General features: G+C 75.1%; 14 protein-coding genes and 2 pseudogenes. 1 reads left to right on the top strand and 15 read right to left on the bottom strand.

Translation table 11 applies throughout. The features are described 5' to 3' along the window. Positions 1-89: 89 nt before the first annotated feature. The 7 genes and pseudogenes from QMQ26_RS34625 to QMQ26_RS34595 form a co-directional block, all read right to left on the bottom strand. The gene (locus QMQ26_RS34625) at positions 90-410 is read right to left on the bottom strand and encodes a TcmI family type II polyketide cyclase (RefSeq protein ID WP_100840511.1); all 321 of its coding nucleotides are present in this window, start codon (positions 408-410) and stop codon (positions 90-92) included. Positions 411-427: 17 nt separating this feature from the next. After that, positions 428-886 (bottom strand): SRPBCC family protein, encoded by a 459-nt coding sequence (locus tag QMQ26_RS34620; RefSeq protein ID WP_282204071.1) that lies wholly within the window; start codon positions 884-886, stop codon positions 428-430. A 1-nt stretch (position 887) separates the two neighbouring features. Then, positions 888-1,142 (bottom strand): acyl carrier protein, encoded by a 255-nt coding sequence (locus QMQ26_RS34615; RefSeq protein WP_100838883.1) that lies wholly within the window; start codon positions 1,140-1,142, stop codon positions 888-890. A 25-nt stretch (positions 1,143-1,167) separates the two neighbouring features. Then, the gene (locus tag QMQ26_RS34610) at positions 1,168-2,388 is read right to left on the bottom strand and encodes a beta-ketoacyl synthase N-terminal-like domain-containing protein (RefSeq protein ID WP_282204070.1); all 1,221 of its coding nucleotides are present in this window, start codon (positions 2,386-2,388) and stop codon (positions 1,168-1,170) included. Next, positions 2,385-3,650: a beta-ketoacyl-[acyl-carrier-protein] synthase family protein gene (locus QMQ26_RS34605; RefSeq protein WP_282204069.1), complete on the bottom strand. Its 1,266-nt coding sequence runs from the start codon at positions 3,648-3,650 to the stop codon at positions 2,385-2,387. Before QMQ26_RS34605 ends, QMQ26_RS34610 begins: the two co-directional genes overlap by 4 nt. Further along, positions 3,647-4,074 (bottom strand): annotated as a pseudogene (locus QMQ26_RS34600) (cupin domain-containing protein). The gene QMQ26_RS34605 and the pseudogene QMQ26_RS34600 overlap by 4 nt, the downstream one beginning before the upstream one ends. A gap of 70 nt (positions 4,075-4,144) precedes the next feature. After that, a complete protein-coding gene (locus QMQ26_RS34595) occupies positions 4,145-5,278 on the bottom strand; it encodes a SchA/CurD-like domain-containing protein (RefSeq protein ID WP_282204068.1) in 1,134 nt (377 codons plus the stop codon). Positions 5,279-5,549: 271 nt separating this feature from the next. On the opposite strand from QMQ26_RS34595, the gene QMQ26_RS34590 reads away from it, so the two are divergent. Beyond that, positions 5,550-7,208: an FAD-dependent oxidoreductase gene (locus QMQ26_RS34590; RefSeq protein ID WP_282204067.1), complete on the top strand. Its 1,659-nt coding sequence runs from the start codon at positions 5,550-5,552 to the stop codon at positions 7,206-7,208. A gap of 157 nt (positions 7,209-7,365) precedes the next feature. On the opposite strand, the gene QMQ26_RS34585 is transcribed toward QMQ26_RS34590, so the two are convergent. The 8 genes and pseudogenes from QMQ26_RS34585 to QMQ26_RS34550 form a co-directional block, all read right to left on the bottom strand. Next, the gene (locus QMQ26_RS34585) at positions 7,366-8,796 is read right to left on the bottom strand and encodes an MFS transporter (protein ID WP_100838889.1); all 1,431 of its coding nucleotides are present in this window, start codon (positions 8,794-8,796) and stop codon (positions 7,366-7,368) included. A gap of 95 nt (positions 8,797-8,891) precedes the next feature. Beyond that, positions 8,892-9,374 (bottom strand): hypothetical protein, encoded by a 483-nt coding sequence (locus QMQ26_RS34580; RefSeq protein ID WP_282204066.1) that lies wholly within the window; start codon positions 9,372-9,374, stop codon positions 8,892-8,894. Positions 9,375-9,575: 201 nt separating this feature from the next. Further along, on the bottom strand, positions 9,576-12,101 hold the full coding sequence (locus QMQ26_RS34575; protein WP_282204065.1) for a SpoIIE family protein phosphatase: 2,526 nt from the start codon (positions 12,099-12,101) through the stop codon (positions 9,576-9,578). Positions 12,102-12,387: 286 nt separating this feature from the next. Beyond that, complete coding sequence (locus QMQ26_RS34570) at positions 12,388-13,002, bottom strand: TetR/AcrR family transcriptional regulator (RefSeq protein ID WP_100838892.1); 615 nt, start codon at positions 13,000-13,002, stop codon at positions 12,388-12,390. 136 nt (positions 13,003-13,138) lie between these two features. Then, positions 13,139-14,778, bottom strand: a pseudogene (locus tag QMQ26_RS34565) (4-coumarate--CoA ligase family protein). A gap of 284 nt (positions 14,779-15,062) precedes the next feature. Beyond that, the gene (locus QMQ26_RS34560) at positions 15,063-15,866 is read right to left on the bottom strand and encodes an inositol monophosphatase family protein (protein ID WP_282204064.1); all 804 of its coding nucleotides are present in this window, start codon (positions 15,864-15,866) and stop codon (positions 15,063-15,065) included. A gap of 195 nt (positions 15,867-16,061) precedes the next feature. Continuing rightward, entirely contained in the window at positions 16,062-17,243 is a 1,182-nt protein-coding gene (locus tag QMQ26_RS34555) for an acyl-CoA dehydrogenase family protein (RefSeq protein ID WP_282204063.1), read from the bottom strand. Positions 17,244-17,312: 69 nt separating this feature from the next. After that, complete coding sequence (locus QMQ26_RS34550) at positions 17,313-19,253, bottom strand: acetyl/propionyl/methylcrotonyl-CoA carboxylase subunit alpha (protein ID WP_282204062.1); 1,941 nt, start codon at positions 19,251-19,253, stop codon at positions 17,313-17,315. Positions 19,254-19,359 lie beyond the last annotated feature (106 nt).

Genomic DNA, 19,359 nt, shown 5'->3' with positions numbered 1-19,359 from the left:
GCCGACGCCAGCAGACACCGAGGGGCCGCCCGGAGTTCCGGGCGGCCCCTCCGCTCTGCGCTCCGCGCCTCAGCGGTCCGGCGTCAGCGTCAGCGGTCCCAGCGGTAGAACTCGTGCGCCATGGCGTCCTTGGGGCTGCGCCAGGTCGCCGGGTCGTAGGCGTCGACGTAGACCGCGAGGCGTTCGCTGACGTCGCGGAACTCGGGGTGCTGGGCGTACCTGGCGACCTCCGGTCCGGCGGGGCGCTCGGACTCGATGAGGTGCAGGTAGACGTCGCCAAACTGGAACAGGCTGCGGCCGCGGACGCCGATCAGGCCGGGCAGGTCGCCGCGGTCGGAGTCGGCGAAGACGCCGGCGATGTGGTCGGCGGTGCCGGGCTTCATCCGGGCGACGATCAGGGTGCGGTGCAGGTCGGTGGTCAGGTCACTCATCGGGCCGCTCCGGCGCGGTGCTCGACCTTGGCGCGGATCAGCTCCATCTGGACCTTGGAGTTCTGGTTGATCCGGTCGGTCATGCCGAGGTCGTCGACGGGCGCGGTGGGCTTCATCGCGAAGTCCTGGACCCAGCGCATGGCGGTGCCCTGCGGCAGCTCCTCGTACTCCCAGCGGATCTCCATGAACTCGAACGGGCCGGGCTCGACCCGGCGGGCCCGGACGGTGAGCTTGTCGCGGTCGGCCTCGCGCTCGGAGACCCAGCTCCACACCTGGCCGTTCTCGTCGGGGTGCATGGTGAGGCGGAAGCGCACCAGCTGGTCCTGCCGGTCGAGGATCTCGACGGAGGCGTACTCGCTGAACAGCTCCGGCCAGTTCTCCAGGTCGTTGGTCACGTCCCAGACCAGGTCGATCGGGGCGTCGATGACGATCGTGTTGTCGGTGTGTCCGGGCATCTCAGGCACCAGCCTTCACGGTGGAGTTGACGGTGTGCAGGAACTCGGCGACGGGACGGCCGAGCAGGTCGGAGGAGTCGATGGAGACGCCGTAGCGGTTCTCCACGTCGGCGAGGACGCCGAGCACGCCGAGCGAGTCGACACCGAGGTCGAGGAACATGCAGCCGGGGTCGGCGAGTTCGTCGACGGTGACCGACACGCCGGCCCGGGTCTTGATCAGGGTGGCGAGTTCCTCGTAGGTGATCTCGGAGGCCATGTCGTGCTCCTTGCGGTCGGAAGGGTCAGGGGTGGCGCAGCACCAGGGCGGTGTTGGAGCCCATCAGGCCGCGGCTGAGCACCAGGGCGGTGCGCAGCTCGGCGGCGCGCGGGTGGCCGATGACCAGGTCGAGGCCGTGCGGGCAGTCCGCGGTGTGCGGGGTGGGCGGGACCAGGCCGTGTTCGAGGGCGAGCACGGCGGCGGCGACGTCCAGGGCGGGGGCTCCGCTGTGGGCGCGGCCGAGTCCGGCCTTGGGGGCGGTGACGGGGACGCGCTCGGCGTGCTCGCCGAGGGCATCGGCCAGGGCGAGCGCCTCGGCCCGGTCGGCTTCGGGGACGCCGAGGGCGTCGGCGAAGACCACGTCGACCTCGTCGGGGGCGCAGCGCGCCTGGGCGAGGGCGCCGCGGATCGCGTGGGCGAGTCCTTCGCGGCTCTCGCTCCAGCGGGCGGCGCCGGTGAAGGTCGCGGTGTGGCCGGCGATCCGGGCCCGCGGGCGGGTGCCGCGGCGGCGGGCGGTGCGCTCGTCCTCGACGACGAACATCGCGCCGCCCTCGGCCGGGACGAACCCGGCCGCGTCGGAGCCGAACGGGCGGTAGGCGCGTTCGGGGTCCTCGACGGTGGACAGCCCGGGGTAGCCGAGCTGGCAGACCATCGAGTACGGGGCGATGGGTGCTTCGGTGGCGCCGGCCAGCACCGCGTCGGTGCCGCGGGCGACGGCCCGGGCGGCGTGGGCGAGGGCGTCGAGGCCGCCGGCCTCGTCGGAGGCGACCACGCCGCAGGGGCCCTTGAAGCCGCCGCGGATGGAGATCTGGCCGGTGGAGGCGGCGTAGAACCAGGCGATCGACTGGTAGGGGCCGACGTGGTGGGGCCCCTCGGCCCACAGGTGCTGCAGTTCGCGCTGGCCGAACTCGCCGCCGCCGGAGCCGGCCGCGGTGACCACGGCGACGCCGAACGGGTCGTCGGGGTGGTCGGCGAGGCCGGCGTCGGCCGTGGCGAGTTCGGCGGCGGCCAGCGCGAAGTGGGTGAAGCGGTCGGTCTGCACCAGGTAGCGGGCCTCGACGTACTCCTCGGCGTCGAAGCCGTGCACCAGGCCGGCCACCTTGAGCGGCAGGTGCGCGCAGCCCTCCCGGTCGATCGGGGCGAGTGCGGAGCGGCCCTCGACCAGGGCCTTCCAGTAGTCGTCGGCGCCGATCCCGTTGGGCGCGACCACGCCGACGCCGGTGATCACCGCGTTCCGTTCGCTCATGCGGCCGCCTCCACCTTGCTCAGCACCACCGCGGACTGGAAGCCGCCGAAGCCGCTGCCCACCGACAGCACGTGGCGCAGCGGCAGTTCGCGGGCGGTGCGGGGGACGTAGTCGAGGTCGCACTCGGGGTCGGGCTCGGTGTAGTTGGCGGTGGGCGGGACGACGCCGTGGTGCAGGGCGAGGGTGCAGGCGACGAGTTCGATGGCGCCGATCGCGCCGAGCGAGTGCCCGACCATCGACTTGATGGAGCTCATCGGGGTGCGCCGGGCGTGCTCGCCGAGCGAGCGCTTGACGGCGGCGGTCTCGTGCCGGTCGTTCTGCTTGGTGCCGGAGCCGTGCGCGTTGACGTAGTCGACGGCCTCGCCGGGGACCCCGGCGTGTGCCAGGGCCCGGTCGATGGCCCGGGACATCTCCAGGCCGTCCTGGGTGAGCCCGGTCATGTGGTAGGCGTTGCCGAAGGTAGCGAAGCCGCCGAGTTCGGCGTAGATCCGGGCGCCGCGCCGCCTGGCGTGCTCCCACTCCTCCAGCACCAGGACGGCGCCGCCCTCGCCGAGCACGAAGCCGTCGCGGCCGGCGTCGAACGGGCGGGAGGCGTGCTCGGGGTCCTCGTTGCGGGCCGAGGTGGCCTTGATCGCGTCGAAGCAGGCGACGGTGATCGGGGAGATCGGCGAGTCGCAGGCCCCGGTGACGATCACGTCGGCGCGGCCCTCCTCGATGGCGAGGGCGGCGTAGCCGACGGCGTCCAGGCCGGAGGTGCAGCCGGTGGAGACGGTCTGCACCGGGCCGTGCGCGCCGATCTGCTCGGCGACCGCGGAGGCCAGGGTGGACGGGGAGAAGGCCCGTTCCAGGTGCGGGGCGGCGGGGGCGTGGTCGACGCCCCAGTGCTCGCCGCGCTCGCTGACCAGCACGTAGTCGCGTTCCAGCCGGGTGGTGCCGCCGACGGCGGTGCCGAGCGAGACGCCGATCCGCCAGGGGTCCTCGCGTCCGGGGTCGAGCCCGGCGTCGGCGACCGCCTCGGCGGCGGCGACCAGCGCGAACTGGACGTACCTGTCGTTGCGGGCGACCTGGTCCGGCGTCAGGCCGTGGGCGGCGGGGTCGAAGTCGCACTCGGCGGCGATCCGGGAGCGGAAGCCCTCCGGGTCGAACAGGGTGATGCCGCGGGTGGCGGTGCGGCCCTCGGTGAGCAGCGACCAGAACCGGGGGACGCCGATGCCGCCGGGGGCGACCACGCCGATCCCGGTCACCGCGACCCGGCGGCTCACGAGGCGGCCCCCGCCGGTTCGGGCGGGCCCGCCTCGGCTGCGTCCTCCTCGGTGTCGACGTGCCCGAGCTCGGGACGCGGGGCGAGCGGTCCGAGGTGGAAGACCATCCGGGCCTGGGTGCTGCCGACGTTGCGGAAGCGGTGCCGCATCCCGATCGGGATCATCAGCCCCTGGTCGGGCCGCAGCCGCTGGGTGACGTCGTCCAGGTCGACCTCCAGCTCGCCGGAGATCACGAACACGAACTCCTCGGAGTACGGGTGGTAGTGCTCGCCGATCCGGTCCCCCGGTTCGACGATCGCCACCCCATGAAGCCGCTGGTCGCGCCGACCGCCGGCGGGGTGAGCATGGCCCGCAGGTCGCCGCCGCGCTTGCGGTTGGGGGGCGCGTCGTCGACGTGGACGACTCGTGGCGTCTCGGTGGTCACGGTGCTGGTTCCTCTCGTGCGGGGTGTGCGGGGTGAACGGGCTGTGCGGAGTGGGCGGGGACCTGCCGGGTCAGTCCTCGGCCGAGGTGCGGTCGGTGACCGGGGTCATCGCGCACTCGGCGAGCAGGTGGCGCAGGCCCTCGCGGGTGTGCTCGACCGGCTCGGTGAGCTTGCCGAGGACGGCGGCGGCCAGCGGGCCGGCCAGGCCGAGGGCGGCGGCCGGGTCGTCGGCGGGGTCGACGAGCAGGTCGACCAGCCGGACCACCAGGTCCTCGTGCCGGTGGACGGTGGCGCGCACCAGCGGGCTGCCGGGGTCGGCGGCGGCGTGCTCGTCCTGCTCGGACAGCAGCTCGACGAGGGCCACGCCGGCGCCGGGGCGGACGGGGTAGCGGTAGGCGTGCCGCTGCACCGGGCCGCTCTTCAGGCCGGCGTGGTGGTGGATGACGGGCAGCGCGGCGCGCTGGAAGAAGTCGCGGGCGGACAGCGGGTCGTCCAGGTCGCGCTTCTCCTCCAGGTACGGGTTGAGCGCCTCCTCGACGGCCCGCACCTCGGGCTGCCGGGCGACGTGCCGCAGCGCGGTGGGCAGGTCGCCGGCCACCTCGACGCAGCGGACGACCCGGTTGCCGTGCATGAACAGCGAGGTGCGCAGCAGGCGGGTGGTGTCGTCGACCCGGGCCTGCGGGGAGCGGTAGCCGGCCAGCAGTTCGGCTGCCTCGGCCTCGGTGCCGGGCTTGACGGTGAAGCTGAGCGCGTGCCGGACCACGCCGTCCGGGCCGGGCCGCGGCACGCCGGGGACGCCGGGGTGGTGCTCGCCGGGGCGCAGCGGCGGGGCGGGGGTGTCGGTGGCGGTGACGCCGTGGGTCTCGCGCAGCACGGTGTAGCGCAGCGAGCGGGTGTCGCTGACGCAGCCGTGCATGGGCTTGACCATCTCGCGGTGGGCGGGGCTGTCGACCCAGGCGAGGAACGGCTCGGCGCTCTCCCACTCGCTGGTGATCAGCCACCGGGACGGGTCGTCGATGGACTGGCAGAGCTGGTCGCTGACGTGGCCGGGGACGGACGAGACCTGGTAGCGCAGCAGTTCGTAGGCGTCCAGGAAGCGGTCCTGGGCACCGTCGTGGACGTCCAGCATCAGGACGACGCGGAGCCGGCCCGGGGTGGGCCGGCCGGTGGTGGTGGTCTCCTCGGCTGCGGAGAGCAGGGTCATGGCGGCAGATCCTGTCGTCGGTTCGTGGTTCGTCCGCGCTTCCTCCGCGGTCTGCCCGCGAAGGGCCCTTCGCCGGTTTCACGGACGGGCCTCGGGCGGCCGGGCCGGTCGGCGGAGCGGGCGGCGGTTCGTCCTCGATCGTCAGGGCGGGACGGACGGCCGCGCGAGACTTCACGGCCATCCGGGCGACGCACCCTGCGTGGCCGCCCGCGACGGGGGATGGATGTCGGGTCTGGCGCTTCCAGCGCCCCGCACGGATGGAGCAGAGCTGATGAACACACAGATGGCCGACCGGGTCCCGGTCCTGATCACGGGCGGTTCGCTGGTCGGACTGTCCGCCTCGCTCTTCCTCGGTCGGCTCGGTGTGCCGCACCTGCTGGTGGAGCGGCACGCCGAGACCTCCCGGCACCCCCGGGGGCGCGGCAACAACCTGCGCACCATGGAGCTGTTCCGGGGTGCCGGCGTCGAGCAGGACGTCCGCGCCGCGGCGTCCGTGCTGGCCGACAACCACGGCATCCTGCAGGCCGAGACGCTCTCCGGCGGGGAGCAGGAGTGGCTGTTCCGGGAGATCGACCCGGGCGGGGGCCTGGCCAGGTTCAGCCCGTCCTCGTGGTGCCTGTGCAGCCAGAACGACCTCGAACCGGTGCTGCTGCGGCACGCCGCCGAGCGCGGCGACGTCCGCTTCAACACCGAGCTGCTCTCCTTCGCGCAGGACGCCGACGGGGTGACGGCCCGGCTGCGGGACCGGGCCGGCGGCGAGGAGCGCGAGGTGCGGGCCGACTACCTGATCGCGGCGGACGGGCCGCGCAGCCCCGTGCGGGAGCAGCTGGGGATCGGGCAGTCCGGGCGCGGCGACCTGTTCCACAACGTCTCGGTGACCTTCCGGGCCAAGCGGCTGGCCGAGGTGGTGGGCGACCGCCTGTTCATCGCCTGCTACCTGACCGACCCGGCCGGCGCGGGCGCGCTGCTGCCCGTCGACAACCGCGAGGAGTGGGTCTTCCACCTGCCCTGGCACCCGGAGCGCGGCGAGGCCGTCGAGGACTTCACCGACGCCCGGTGCGCGGCGCACATCCGGGCCGCGGCCGGGGTGCCCGACCTGGACGTGGAGATCACCGGCCGGGCGCCCTGGCACGCCGCCGAGCGGGTCGCCGACCGGTACCGCGCCGGGCGGGTCTTCCTGTGCGGCGACTCCGCCCACGAGATGCCGCCGACCGGGGCGTTCGGCTCCAACACCGGCATCCAGGACGCCCACAACCTGGCCTGGAAGCTGGCCGCGGTGCTCGACGGCTGGGGCGGGCCGCGCCTGCTGGAGTCGTACGGGGCGGAGCGGCGGCCGGTCGCCGTGCAGACCGCAGCCCGGGCGGCGGCCCGGTCGGTGGAGCACCAGCACCCCGGTTTCGACGCGGCGCCGGCGGGCGGGCCGCGCACCAACGTGCTGGCGGTGGCGCTCGGCTACCGCTACACCGAGGGCGCGCTGGTCGGCGCGGACGCCACCGCCGGGGTGATCCCGGAGCGCTTCGCCGCGACCGGCGAGGTCGGCACCCGGGCCCCGCACCTGTGGCTGCGCGACGCGGACGGCGCCCGGCTGTCCACGCTCGACCTGTTCGGGCGCGAGCCGGTGCTGCTGGCGCCCGTGGCGGGCGGGGCGGGGTGGCCGGAGGCGGCGCGGGCGGTCTCCGAGCAGACCGGGGTGCCGATCCGCTGCCTGCTGGTCGGCGAGGACGGGGACCTGGTGCCCGAGCCCGTCCCCGACCTCCCGGCCGGTCCCCGTCCGGCCGGGCCGAGCGGCTGGCCCACGGTCTACGGCCTGCGCGAGGGCGGCGCCGTCCTGGTCCGCCCCGACGGCTTCGTCGGCTGGCGGGCCGGCAGCTCGGTCGGCGACCCGGTGGCCGCCCTGCGGGTCGCCGCGCGCGGCGTGGCGGGGCTGTAGCACCGGGAGCGCCGGGAGAACCGGGAACGGCGGGCGCGAACGGTCGGGGTCCACCGGCCGGGAGCGTTCCGCCGTTCTCCGTTCCCGCCGTCCTGTCGGCCTACCGTCCTACCTGTCCTGTCCCTACCCGCCCCGGCCCCGACCGCGCGCCCGCCGCTCACCCGGCCTTCTCGCGGGGCTTGCGGCCGAAGGGCTCGGTCGCGGCGAGCAGGGCGAGCAGGACGAAGGCGAGGACCACCGCGATGCTGAGCTGGAAGGCGGTGGGGTAGTCGGCGGGGGTGTGCAGGTGGGCGAAGAAGGTGGCGCCGACGGTGGCGATGCCCGCGGCGGAGCCGATCCGCTGGGCGGTCTGCAGGACGCCGCCCGCGGAGCCGGCCCGGGCGACCGGGACCTCGTTGAGGGTGAGTGCCTGGTTCGGGGAGACCACCAGGCCGCTGCCGAGGCCGGCCAGCAGGAGCGGGAGGGCGGTGGCCCAGCCGACCTCGGGGCCGTCGAAGAGGTGCACGGCGAGGGCGGCGAGGGCGAGGCCGACGGCGACGGTGGCCAGGCCGACGGCGATCAGGCGGCGGCCGTGGCGGGTGACCAGGCGTCCGCCGATGGTGGAGGCGACCGCGGAGGCCAGGGCGAAGGGGGTGATGGCGAGGCCCGCCTGCAGGGCGCTGTAGTGGCGGCCGGACTGCAGGTAGAGGGTGAAGACGAAGAAGACCGCGGTGAACCCGGCGAAGTAGAGCAGGGAGACCAGCGCGCCGTAGGTGAAGGAGCGGGTGCGGAACAGCTCGGGGTGGACGAGCGGTTCGCGGTGCCGGGCGTAGCGCCGCTCCCAGCCCGCGAAGGCGGCCAGGACCAGGACGGCGGCGGCCAGTAGCAGCCACTTGCCGGTGCCGTGCCACTGGGACTGGACCAGCGGGAGCAGCAGCAGGACGGTGCCGACGCCCAGCAGCAGCACGCCGACCGGGTCGAAGTCGCGGCGGGCGCAGGTGTCGGGGGTGGGCGCGGGCAGCAGCCGGCGGGCCAGCGGGAGGGCCACCAGGCCGATCGGGAGGTTGACGTAGAAGACCCAGCGCCAGCCCTCGGCGGTGCCGAACACCGCGATCAGCAGGCCGCCGAGCAGCGGGCCGACGGCGGTGGAGAAGCCGATGGTGGTGCCGAGCATGCCGAACGCGCGGGCCCGTTCGCCGCCGCGGAAGAGCTGCTGGATGAAGCCGGAGACCTGGGGGACGAGCAGTCCGCCGGCCATGCCCTGGAGCAGCCGGGCCACCACCAGCCAGGTCTCGTTCTGGGCGGCGCCGGCCAGGGCGCTGGTGGCGGTGAACAGGCCCAGCCCGGCCAGGAAGACCGGGCGGCGGCCGATCGCGTCGCCGAGCCGTCCGGCCGGGACCAGCACGAGTCCGAAGGCCAGCGAGTAGCCGGAGAGCACCCACTGGAGCCCGGCCTCGGACAGGTGCAGTCCGCTGCGCACGGACGGCAGGGCGACGTTGACGATCGACACGTCGAGCAGCGTCATGAACCCGGCGACCAGGCACACCGCGAGGGCCCGCCAGCGGCGCACCTCGGGGGCCGGTGCGGTGGCTGTCGTGGGCTGGGTCATCCGGGTTCCCTTCCGTCCGGCGTCCAGTCTCGGAGGCGACGGCGGCGGCGGGCGGGCGGCGCGCCGGGAAGGGGGGCCGGTCGGCTGACGGCGGGTCAGGGGGCGGGCGGCTGGTCCAGCGCGATCAGGCGGGCGTCGGCGGCGGCGGTCGGGGTGGCGCCGAGGTCGGTGAGGGTGGTGATCACCACGGAATCGGTGCCGGGCAGCCAGTTGCTGGTCTTGGACTGGACGGTGACGGTCTGGGTCTGCGGGGTGCCGTCGCAGACCACCTGGGTCGGTGCGGTGCGGGTGGAGCCGAAGGCGATGGTGGCGGGGTCCTCGGGGTCGGTCTGCTCGACGGAGGTGTTCAGCGAGCGGGGCTGGTCGGTCGGCGCGCAGGTGTAGGCGAGGGCGACCCGGACCCGGCTGGGGATCTTCGGGTCGATGGCGGCGCCGGTGATCGTGACGGTGGTCGCGGCGGCGGTCGCCGCGGGCGGGTCGGCGGGCGTACCGGTGGGGGTGTCGTCGGCGGCGGCCGGGGCGGCGGCGGTGAGGGCGAGCAGGCCGGCGGCGGCGAGGAGGAGGCGGCGGACGGGCACGGGGGGCCTTTCGGTCGGCGGCGGGGACTGCCTCCGACTGTCCGTCAGTCCCGCCGCCCGGGCGAGCGGTCCTCGTCCGGGCGGGTGGCCGTCACCCGGGCAGGCGCTCGTCGTCCGGACGGGTGGTCGTCGTAGGGGTGAGTGGCCGTCGTACGGGGGGTGGCCGTCGTAGGGGCGGGTGGTGGCCGCCGGCCGGGCGGGTCAGCCGGCCCGGTACGGGAGTTCGATCTCCGCCCAGACCACCTTGCCGTGCCGGGTGGGGCGGCTGCCCCAGCGGTGCGCGAGTTCGCTGACCAGGTGGATGCCGCGGCCGCCCTCGTCCTCCTCGGCGGAGGTGCGCAGCCGGGGCGGCTGGCCGCCGGCGTCGGAGACCTCCAGGGTGAGGGTGCGGTCGCGGAAGATCCGCAGGCGGCGCGGGGCGTCGGCGTGCAGCAGGGCGTTGGTGACGAGTTCGCTGACCACGAGTTCGGCGTAGTCGGTGAGCCCGGACAGACCCCAGGCGTCCAGGGTGGCGCGGGTGAAGCGGCGGGCGCGGGCGGGCAGCGGGCCCTCGCTGGGCAGCAGCAGGGTGGCGATCCGGTCGGCGGGGACGGGTAGCACGCGGGCCATGATCATCGCGATGTCGTCCTCGGTGCCGTCGGTGACCAGGGCGGACAGCGCGGCGTCGCAGCTCTCCTCCAGGGTGCGGCCGGGGGCGGCGAGGGTGCGGGCGAGCAGGTCGATGCCCTCGTCGAGGTCGCGGCCGCGGCGTTCGACCAGGCCGTCGGTGTAGAGCGCGAAGGTGGCGCCGGGCGGCAGGGTGAACTCGATCGACTCGAAGGCGCCGCCGCCGACGCCGAGCGGGACGCCCGGCGGCAGGTCGATGACCTGGACGGTGCCGTCGGGGTCGACCCGGACGGGCGGCAGGTGGCCGGCCGAGCAGATCACCACGGTGCGGTCGACCGGGTCGTAGACGGCGCACACGCAGGTGGCGAACTGGCCCTCGCCGATCGCGGAGGCGGTCTCGTCGAGCCGGCCGAGGACCTGCTCGGGCGGCAGGTCGAGGGTGGCCAGGGTGCGGGCGACGGTGCGCAGCTGGCCCATCGTGGCGGCGGCCCGGATGCCGTGGCCCATCACGTCGCCGACCACCAGGGCGACCCGCCCGCAGGACAGCGGGACGACGTCGAACCAGTCGCCGCCGACCTCGCTGACCACGCTGGAGGGCAGGTAGCGGTGGGCGATCTCCAGGCCGAGGGTGCGGTGGATCTCCTGCGGCAGCAGGCTGCGCTGCAGGGTGAGGGCGGTCTCGCGCTCGCGCCGGTAGAGCCGGGCGTTGTCGATGGCCAGGGCGGTGCGGGCGACCAGTTCCTCGGCGAGCGAGACGTCGGCGGCGCCGAACGGCTCGGGGTTGCGGGTGCGGACGAACTCGGCGCCGCCGAGCACCATGCCGCGGGCGATCAGCGGCACCAGCAGGTACGAGTGGATGCCGGCCGCGATGCCGGGGGCGACCCGTTCGGGGTCGGGGACCAGGCCGCGCAGCACCTCCTCGTCGACGTGCGGCTTGAGCAGCGGGCGGCCGCTGCGCAGGCACTGGGTGTAGACCCGGTTCGGACCGTACTCGGTGGTGCCCCCGACGGTGTCCGCGGCGCCGGTCAGCCCAGAGCCGTACGCCTCGCCGACCGCGACGGCGCGGACCTGGATGGCCCGCTCGGGCTGGATCGGGGCGGGCTCCTCGCCGCGCAGCACGGGCTCCAGCAGGTCGACGGTGGCGAAGTCGGCGAACTTCGGGATGATCGCCTCGACCATCTCCTCCGCGGTGCGCTTGAGGTCGAGGGTGGTGCCGATCCGGGCGCCGGCCGAGGCGAGCAGGGTCAGCCGCTCCTGGGCGCGGGAGGCGCGGGCCTCGGCCTGGAAGCGCTCGGTGACGTCGATGATCGAGGAGGAGACGCCGAGCACCTTGCCGGTGGAGTCCTCCAGCCGGAAGTAGGACGCCGACCAGGCCCGGTCGCGGCGCGGGTCGCCGGGGACGCGGCCGTACGAGCGGGCGTCGACCACCGGTTTGCCGGTGGTGATCACCTGCCGCATCACGTTCTCGATCTCGGCGGCGTTGATGCCGGGCAGCACGGCGGAGAGCCGGCGGCCGAGGTGCTGCTCGGCGCTGAGGCCGTTGATCCGGGCCAGCGCCGCGTTCAGCCGGACGAAGCGCAGGTCGGTGTCGTAGACGGCCAGGCCGATCGGGGACTGGTCGAAGAAGCCGTCCAGGATCGCCAGGTCGGACTCGACCTCGTGCAGGGCGTGCGTGTCGGAGGCGGTGGCCAGCAGCAGGGTGCTGCCGTCGGGGCCGGCCACTGGGTAGGTGTGGAACTCCAGCTCGACGGTGGAGCCGTCGCGGCGGCGTACGGGGTGGGTGCCGGACCAGCCGCGCCCGGCGACCAGCCGCTCGAACAGCCGCTCGGCGGCGGCCCGCTCCTGCTCGGGCAGCAGCAGCCGGACCGGGTGCGCGCCGATCGCCTCGTCGGCGGGCCAGCCGGTGAGCGCCTCGGCCTCCTGGCTCCAGTGCAGGATCCGGCCGTCCCCCTGGACCAGCGCGGTGGCCAGCGGGACCAGGCGGTGCCCGGCCAGGCGCGCGGAAGCGGCACCCGCCGCGTCGCGGCCGGGCTTCTGTTCGAACCCGTGCGTGCTCAGTTGGCCACCTGCCCGGTACCTTCCCCGGTTCTGCCGGTCGTTCCGGCTTCCACCAGACTGCACGGCTCGCCGCACGCTGGCGACTGGTGGTCGTGCGGGCGGTCGGACCGAAGATGCGAGTGTGCTGGATTCGGACCGGTTCGGGCAAGAGTGCTACTCCCAACTGCCGGTCCGCGGTGCGGCGTCGAGCGGGGGCGGGGGCCGGGCGGGCGCTCCGGGTGGGACCTCCGGGCGGGCGGGCCGGGACGGCGGCCCGGGCGGGCGGGCCGGGACGGCGGCCCGGGCGGGCGGGCCGGGACGGCGGCCCGGGCGGGCGGGCCGGGACGGCGGCCCGGGCGGGCGGGCCGAGTCAGCCGGCGAGTGCGGCGTCCAGCAGGCGGGACCACTGGCGGACCACGCCGGCCCGGCGCGGGCCGTCGTCGGTGAGCAGGTTGGCCAGGCCCAATCCGCGGGCCAGGTCGAGGGTGGCCTGGACGGTCTCCCGGACGCCGGCGGCGGACTCGTCCGCGCCCAGGCACTCGACGGCGGCCCGGTGCGCCTCCCGGCCGATGTGGTTCTCCAGGCCGGTGATCCGGCTGCGCAGCGGCTCCTCGGTGGCGGCGGCCACCCACAGGTGCAGCGCGGCGCGGAACAGCGGGCCGGTGTAGAGGCTCACGATCATCTCCACCACCGCCTCGGTCCGGGCCGGGCCGGACGGCGGCAACTGTTCGACCCGGGCCAGGGCGGCGGCCAGGCGCTCGGCGGCGACGTGCTCGACGGCGGCGGTGAACAGGTCCTCACGGGTGCGGAAGTGGTGCTGGGCGGCGCCGCGGGTCACCCCGGCCCGCTCGGCGACCACCAGCACCGTGGAGCCGTGCCAGCCGACCTCGGCCAGGCACTCCACCGCCGCCTCCAGCAGCCGTCTGCGGGTGGCGCGGCTGCGGTCCTGCCGGGGCGTGCGGGCGGCGGGTGCGCTGGTCGTCATCGGCGGCTCCTGGTCTGCGCGGGCGGGCTCCGGGTGCCGATCCTATGCACCGCCGGTTTCGCGCACCGCCGTTCCCGTGCGCGGTCGTTCCTCCACGTCGCCGCCTCGTGCGCCGCCGTCCCGTGCGTCGCCGTTCCTACGCGTCGCCGTTCCCGTGCGTCGTCGCTCCCGCGCCCTGCGCGCCGTCGGCGGGGTGCCGGTCCGGTTGCGCGCCGCGGGCCCGCAGTTCGCGGCGCAGCACCTTGCCGCTGGCGGACTTCGGCACCGCGTCCAGGAACTCCACCTCGCGGACCTTCTTGTACGGGGCGACCCGGCGGGCCACGTACTCGATCACCTCCTGCTCGGCCAGGTCGCAGCCGAACGCGGGCACCACGTACGCCTTGGGGTGCTCGGCGCCGTGGGCGTCGCCGACGCCGATCACGGCGGCGTCGGCGATGCTCGGATGGGTGAGCAGTACCGCCTCCAGTTCGGCCGGGGCGACCTGGTAGCCCTTGTACTTGATCAGCTCCTTCACCCGGTCGACCACGAACAGGTAGCCGGCGTCGTCGACGTGGCCGACGTCGCCGGTGTGCAGCCAGCCGTCCGGGTCGACGGTCGCGGAGGTCTCGGACTCCTTGCCGAAGTAGCCCCGCATCACCTGCGGGCCGCGGAACAGCAGTTCGCCGTCCTCGCCGGGGCCGAGGTCGTGGTGCGGGGCCGAGAGGGAGCGGATGCGCAGCTCGGTGCCGGGGACCAGGCGGCCGACGGTGCCGACCGGCGGGTTCGGGTCGCCGGGCGGGAGGACGTGGGTGCCCGGGGACAGCTCGGTCATGCCGTAGCCCTGCAGCAGGTGCGACAGGCCCAGGCGGCGGGCGCAGGCGGCGGCCAGTTCGGCGTCCAGCGGGGCGGCGGCGCTCAGCACGTAGCGGATCGAGGACAGGTCGAAGCGGTCGACCAGCGGGTGCTTGGCCAGCGCGAGGGCGATCGGCGGGGCCACGTACACCGCCTCGATCCGGTGCTGCTGGATGGCCGTCAGGAACTGCTCCAGGTCGAAGCGGGGCAGCACGACTATGGTGGCGCGGGCCCGCAGCGGGCGGTTGAGCAGGGCGGTCAGGCCGTAGATGTGGAAGAACGGCAACACAGCCAGGGTGCGCTCGCCGGGGCGGGGGCCGAGCAGCGCGTCGACCTGGGCCAGGTTGGTGGACACCGAGCGGTGGGTCAGCATCACGCCCTTGGGCAGGCCGGTCGTCCCGCTGGAGTACGGCAGCACCGCCAGGTCGGTGGCCGGGTCGATCGACGGGGCGGGCTCCGGGGCCGAGCCGGCCGCCAGCTCGGCGAGCGAGCGGTGACCCTCGACCTCGTCGCAGACGAAGATCTCGGCGACCGGGTGCTCGGCGGCCGCCTGCCGGGCCACCGGCAGGAACGCGGCGACGGTGATGATCCAGCGGGCACCGGAGTCGCGCAACTGCCCGGCCAGCTCCTCGGCGGTGGCCAGCGCGCTGACCGGGGTCACCGTCGCGCCCGTGCGGGTGGTGCCGTAGAACGCCAGCGGGTAGGCGATCGAGTTCGGACTGAACAGCGCCACCACGTCACCCTTGCCGACCCGGCCTCGGCGAGCCCCGCCGCGACCCGGCGGCTGCCCGTCTCCAACTCCCGGTAGCTGACGCTGCGCCCGGTCAGGCCGTCTATCAGGGCCGGGCGGTCGGCGTGCTCGCCCGTGGCGCAGCCGTCGAGGACGGCGTCGTGGATCGGCAGGTCGAGCGGGGGGACGGGTGGGTAGTCGCTGTGGAACACCATGCGGGCCTCCGGGCGGCTCGGCGGGCGCGGGCGCGATCGCGGGGGTGCGGTCGCGAGGTGCGGGGTGCGGGGTGCGGGTGGGTATTGCCGGTGCGATTGGCACTCATAGATGCGACAGGTCGTTACGCGCGCGAGAGGCTATTGCAGATGTGAGTGCCTATTGCTAATGAGAGTGGACGATACATGGGTAATTGGACGTAATGGCTGGGAGATGACGTTGCGATCGCGGTCGCGGTGCAAGCGTGCCGGGGGTGGCCGACCAGCCGCCAGGGCGCGTGCCCGGCTTACCGGCGTACGCCGGGGTTCTCCTGACGGGTAATCAGGTCGAGCAGGCGGGCGTGGGTCTCCTCGTCGGCCGCGGCGATCAGGCCGCCGTCGCCGCGGTGGACCGGTTTGCCGCGCAGGTCGGTGACGGTGCAGCCGGCGGCCTCGCAGAGCGCGATGCCGGCTGCGAAGTGGACGCTGCCCGCCAGTTGCCCGTCCGTCAGGTACGCGGCACGGCGGCCGGCGGCGACCCAGGCCACCGCGAGGGTGCTGGAGACCACCCGGGGGCGGAAGGCGCGTTCGAAGTCGGCGTCGGTGAGCAGGCGCGCGACGCGCAGCGCGGGGGCGTTCGGGTAGGGCGGGTCGAGGTTGAGGTCGACCAGCCGGGAGTCCGCGGACGGTGCCAGTGGGGTGTCCTCCCCGTGGTGGCGGAGGGCGGCGCGGGTGCCGTCGGTCCAGTACGTCTCGCCGGTGTACGGGTCGGCGGTGGCTGCGGCGACCGTCCGGCCGTGTTCCTGGAGCGCGACGTTGACGGCCACCAGGTGGGTGCCCACCGCGAAGTTGAGCGTCCCGCACAGCGGGTCGACCAGCCAGCGGCGGGCGGCGTCGGGCTCGCCGGTGCGGCCGCTCTCCTCCGCCGTGAACGCGTCGTCCGGGCGGGCGGCACGGAGGAGGTCGAGGATGGCCCGCTCCGCTTCCACGTCCACCGCGGTGGCGAAGTCGCCGCCGCCCTTGTCCTGGCGTTCGACGCCCTGCCACGCCCGGCTCCGCACCACCTCCGCCCCGAGCTCGGCGGCCTGACGGGCGAGATCGGCGTCACTCACGGGGGTCCTTCCGGTCGATGGGCGGCTCGGGCCCGGTCGGGGGTCCGTCCGGGCTTCCGGTTCCCGGGCGCGGGGCTGGTGGAAGAGTACGGCGGTGCCCTCCGCGTGGCCGGTGGCGGGTGGTGGTGGCGGGTGGTGGTGGCGAATGGTGGGGTCGGGTGATCGGGGTGGTGGCGCCCGGGCGGGTGGGGCGGGTCAGTAGGAGCGCGGCAGGCCGAGGGTGTGCTGGGCGACGTAGTTGAGGATCATCTCCCGGCTGACCGGGGCGACCCGGCCGACGCGGGTGGCGGTGATGAGTGCGGCCAGGCCGTACTCCTGGGTGAGGCCGTTGCCGCCCAGGGTCTGGACGGCCTGGTCGACGGCGCGGCAGGAGGCTTCGCCGGCTGCGTACTTGGCCATGTTGGCGGCTTCGCCGGCGGCCAGGTCGTCGCCCGCGTCGTACAGTTGGGCGGCCTTGCGGGTCATCAGGCGGGCGAGTTCGACCTCGATGGCGCACTGGGCCAGGGGGTGGGCGATGCCCTGGTGGGCGCCGATGGGGCGGTCCCAGACGGTGCGGGTGCGGGCGTAGGAGACGGCGGTGTCGAGGGCGTGGCGGGCGATGCCGAGGGTGAAGGCGGCGGTCATGATGCGTTCGGGGTTGAGGCCCGCGAAGAGTTGCAGCAGGCCGGAGTCCTGGTCGCCGACCAGGGCGTCGGCGGGTAGCCGGACGTCGTCCAGGAAGACCTGGAACTGCTTCTCCGGGGCGGTGAGTTCCATCGGGATGGGCCGGTACTCGAAGCCGGGGGTGTCGCGCGGGACGACGAACAGGGCGGGCTTGAGCTTGCCGGTGCGGGCGTCCTCGGTGCGGGCGACGAAGAGGACGGCGTCGGCCTGGTCGATGCCGGAGACGAACACCTTGCGGCCGGTGAGCAGCCAGTCGGCGCCGTCGCGGCGGGCGACGGTGGAGATGCGGTGCGAGTTGGAGCCCGCGTCGGGCTCGGTGATGCCGAAGGCCATGACGGCGGTGCCGTCGGCGAGTCCGGGCAGCCAGCGCTGTTTCTGCGGGTCGGTGCCGAACCGGGCGATGACGGTGCCGCAGATCGCCGGGGAGACGATCAGCATCAGCAGCGGGCAACCGGCCGCGCCCAACTCCTCCAGGACGGTCGCGAGTTCACCGATGCCCGCGCCTCCACCGCCGTACGCGGCGGGGAGGTTGACTCCGAGGTAGCCCAACTTGGCGGCTTCCGACCAGAGTTCGCGGACCGGCTCTCCGGCGCGGGCCTTTTGCTGGAAGTAGTCGCGGCCGTAGCGGGCGGCGAGGGCGGCGACCGCCGCGCGCAGGTCGCGCTGGTCCTCGGTGTCGGTGAGCGAGGTCGACGGGGTCAGGGGGGTGGGCATGGCGGGGTCCTGTCTGTCGTGGGTGGCGGCGCGGTGGCGGCGGGGCACGGCCGTGGCGGCGGGGCGGGGTCAGTGGTCGGGGCGGACGACGGCGAGGACGGTGCCGGTTTCGACCTGGCGGCCGAGGGTGGCGGGGAGGTCGGTGAGGGTGCCGTCCGCGGGGGCGGTGACCCGGTGCTCCATCTTCATCGCCTCGATGCTGAGCAGGACTTGGCCGGCGGTGACGCGTTCGCCGGGCCGGGCGTCGATCCGGACGACGGTGCCGGGCATCGGGGCGAGCAGGGTGCCGGGGGCGAGCGGGGCGGTGGGGGCGGGGTGGCGGTCGACGGCGGTCAGGGTGTGGTGCTCGGTGGGCGCGTCGACGAAGACCTGGTCGCCGTACCGGGCGATCCGGTAGCGGCGGCGCAGCGGTCCGATCGCCAGATCGACGGATTCGGGCGTGCTGTGCAGGAGTTGGACGTCGGGGTGGTCGTCGGCGCGCAGTCCGTCGCGGGTGAGGCGGTAGCGGACGTCGTACTCGGTGCCGTCGGCGGCGCGGTAGCGCTTGGCCTGCGGCTGGGAGGGCAGGTTGCGCCAGCCGGAGGGGAGTTCGCGCAGGGGGCCGCGGCGGTCGGCGGCGTCGGCGAGGGCGGCGGCGAGCGCGGCGAGGGGGGTGGATTTGCCGTCGGGGGCGGTGAGTTCGGCGTGGTGGTCGGCGAGCAGGGCGGTGTGGACGCGGCCGGCCAGGAAGTCGGGGTGGCGCAGGGCGCGGACCAGCAGGTCGCGGTTGGTGGTGGGGCCGTGCAGGCGGGCGCGGGCGAGGGCGTCGGCGAGGCGGCGGGCGGCGGCGGCACGGGTGGGGGCCCAGGCGACGGCCTTGGCGAGCATCGGGTCGTAGTGGACGGTGACCTGGTCACCGGCCCCGGCCCCCGCGTCCAGGCGCAGCCCGGCCGGGCTCGGGAGGGTGGCGAACTCGACGTCCGTGCCGGGGAGTTCGAGGAGGTGCAGCGGTCCGGTGGCGGGCTGCCAGTCACGGGCCGGGTCCTCGGCGTACAGGCGGGCCTCGATCGCGCAGCCGCGGGTGGGGGGCGGGTCGGCGGGGAGTCGTTCGCCTTCGGCGACGGCGAGTTGGAGGGCGACCAGGTCGAGTCCGGTGACGCATTCGGTGACGGGGTGTTCGACCTGGAGGCGGGTGTTCATCTCCAGGAAGGCGAGGCGTCCGTCGGGGGCGAGCAGGAACTCGGCGGTGCCGGCGCCCTGGTAGCCGACGGCGCGGGCCGCGGCGACGGCGGCGGCGTGCAGGCGGGTCCGCAACTCGGGGGCGAGGCCGGGGGCCGGGGCCTCCTCGATCACCTTCTGGTGCCGCCGCTGGAGCGAGCAGTCGCGGTCGCCGACCGCCCACACGGTGCCGTGGGTGTCGGCGAGCACCTGCACCTCCAGGTGCCGGCCGGTGGGCAGGTAGGGCTCGCAGAACACCTCGTCGTCGCCGAACGCGGCGGCGGCCTCGGCCCGGGCGGCAGCCAGCGCGTCGGGGAGTTCAGCGAGGGTGCGCACCACCCGCATGCCGCGTCCGCCGCCGCCCGCCGCGGCCTTGACCAGCAACGGCAGGTCGGCCTCGGCGGGATGGGGGCCGACTTCCAGGACGGGGACGCCCGCGGCGGCCATCAACCGCTTGGCGGCGGTCTTGGAGCCCATCGCGGCGATGGCGGCGGGCGGCGGGCCGATCCAGCGCAGCCCGGCGTCCAGCACGGCCTGCGCGAAGTCGGCGCTCTCGGAGAGGAACCCGTACCCGGGGTGCACGGCGTCGGCCCCCGCGTCGAGGGCGGCCCGGACCAGCAGGTCGGCGCGCAGGTAGGTGTCGGCGGGCGCGGAGCCGGGCAGCCGGACGGCGGTGTCGGCCTCCCGGACGTGCCGGGCATCGGCGTCCGGGTCGGCGTACACGGCGACGGTGGCGATGCCGAGGGTGCGGCAGGTGCGGAAGACCCGGCGGGCGATCTCGCCTCGGTTGGCCACCAGCAGGGAGGTGATCATCCGTCAGTTCGCTTTCTCGCGGGAGTAGCGGGGTGGGGGCGGAGAGGTCGTGGGGTGGGGCGGTGAGAGGTGCTCGCAGTTGCAGGCTGGTGCAGTGGTGAGAGGG

It is taken from the genome of Kitasatospora fiedleri (assembly GCF_948472415.1).
GTDB classification, from domain to species: domain Bacteria; phylum Actinomycetota; class Actinomycetes; order Streptomycetales; family Streptomycetaceae; genus Kitasatospora; species Kitasatospora fiedleri.
The sequence above is the reverse complement of the archived record's forward strand: the minus strand, read 5'-3'. Positions and strand labels throughout refer to the sequence as shown.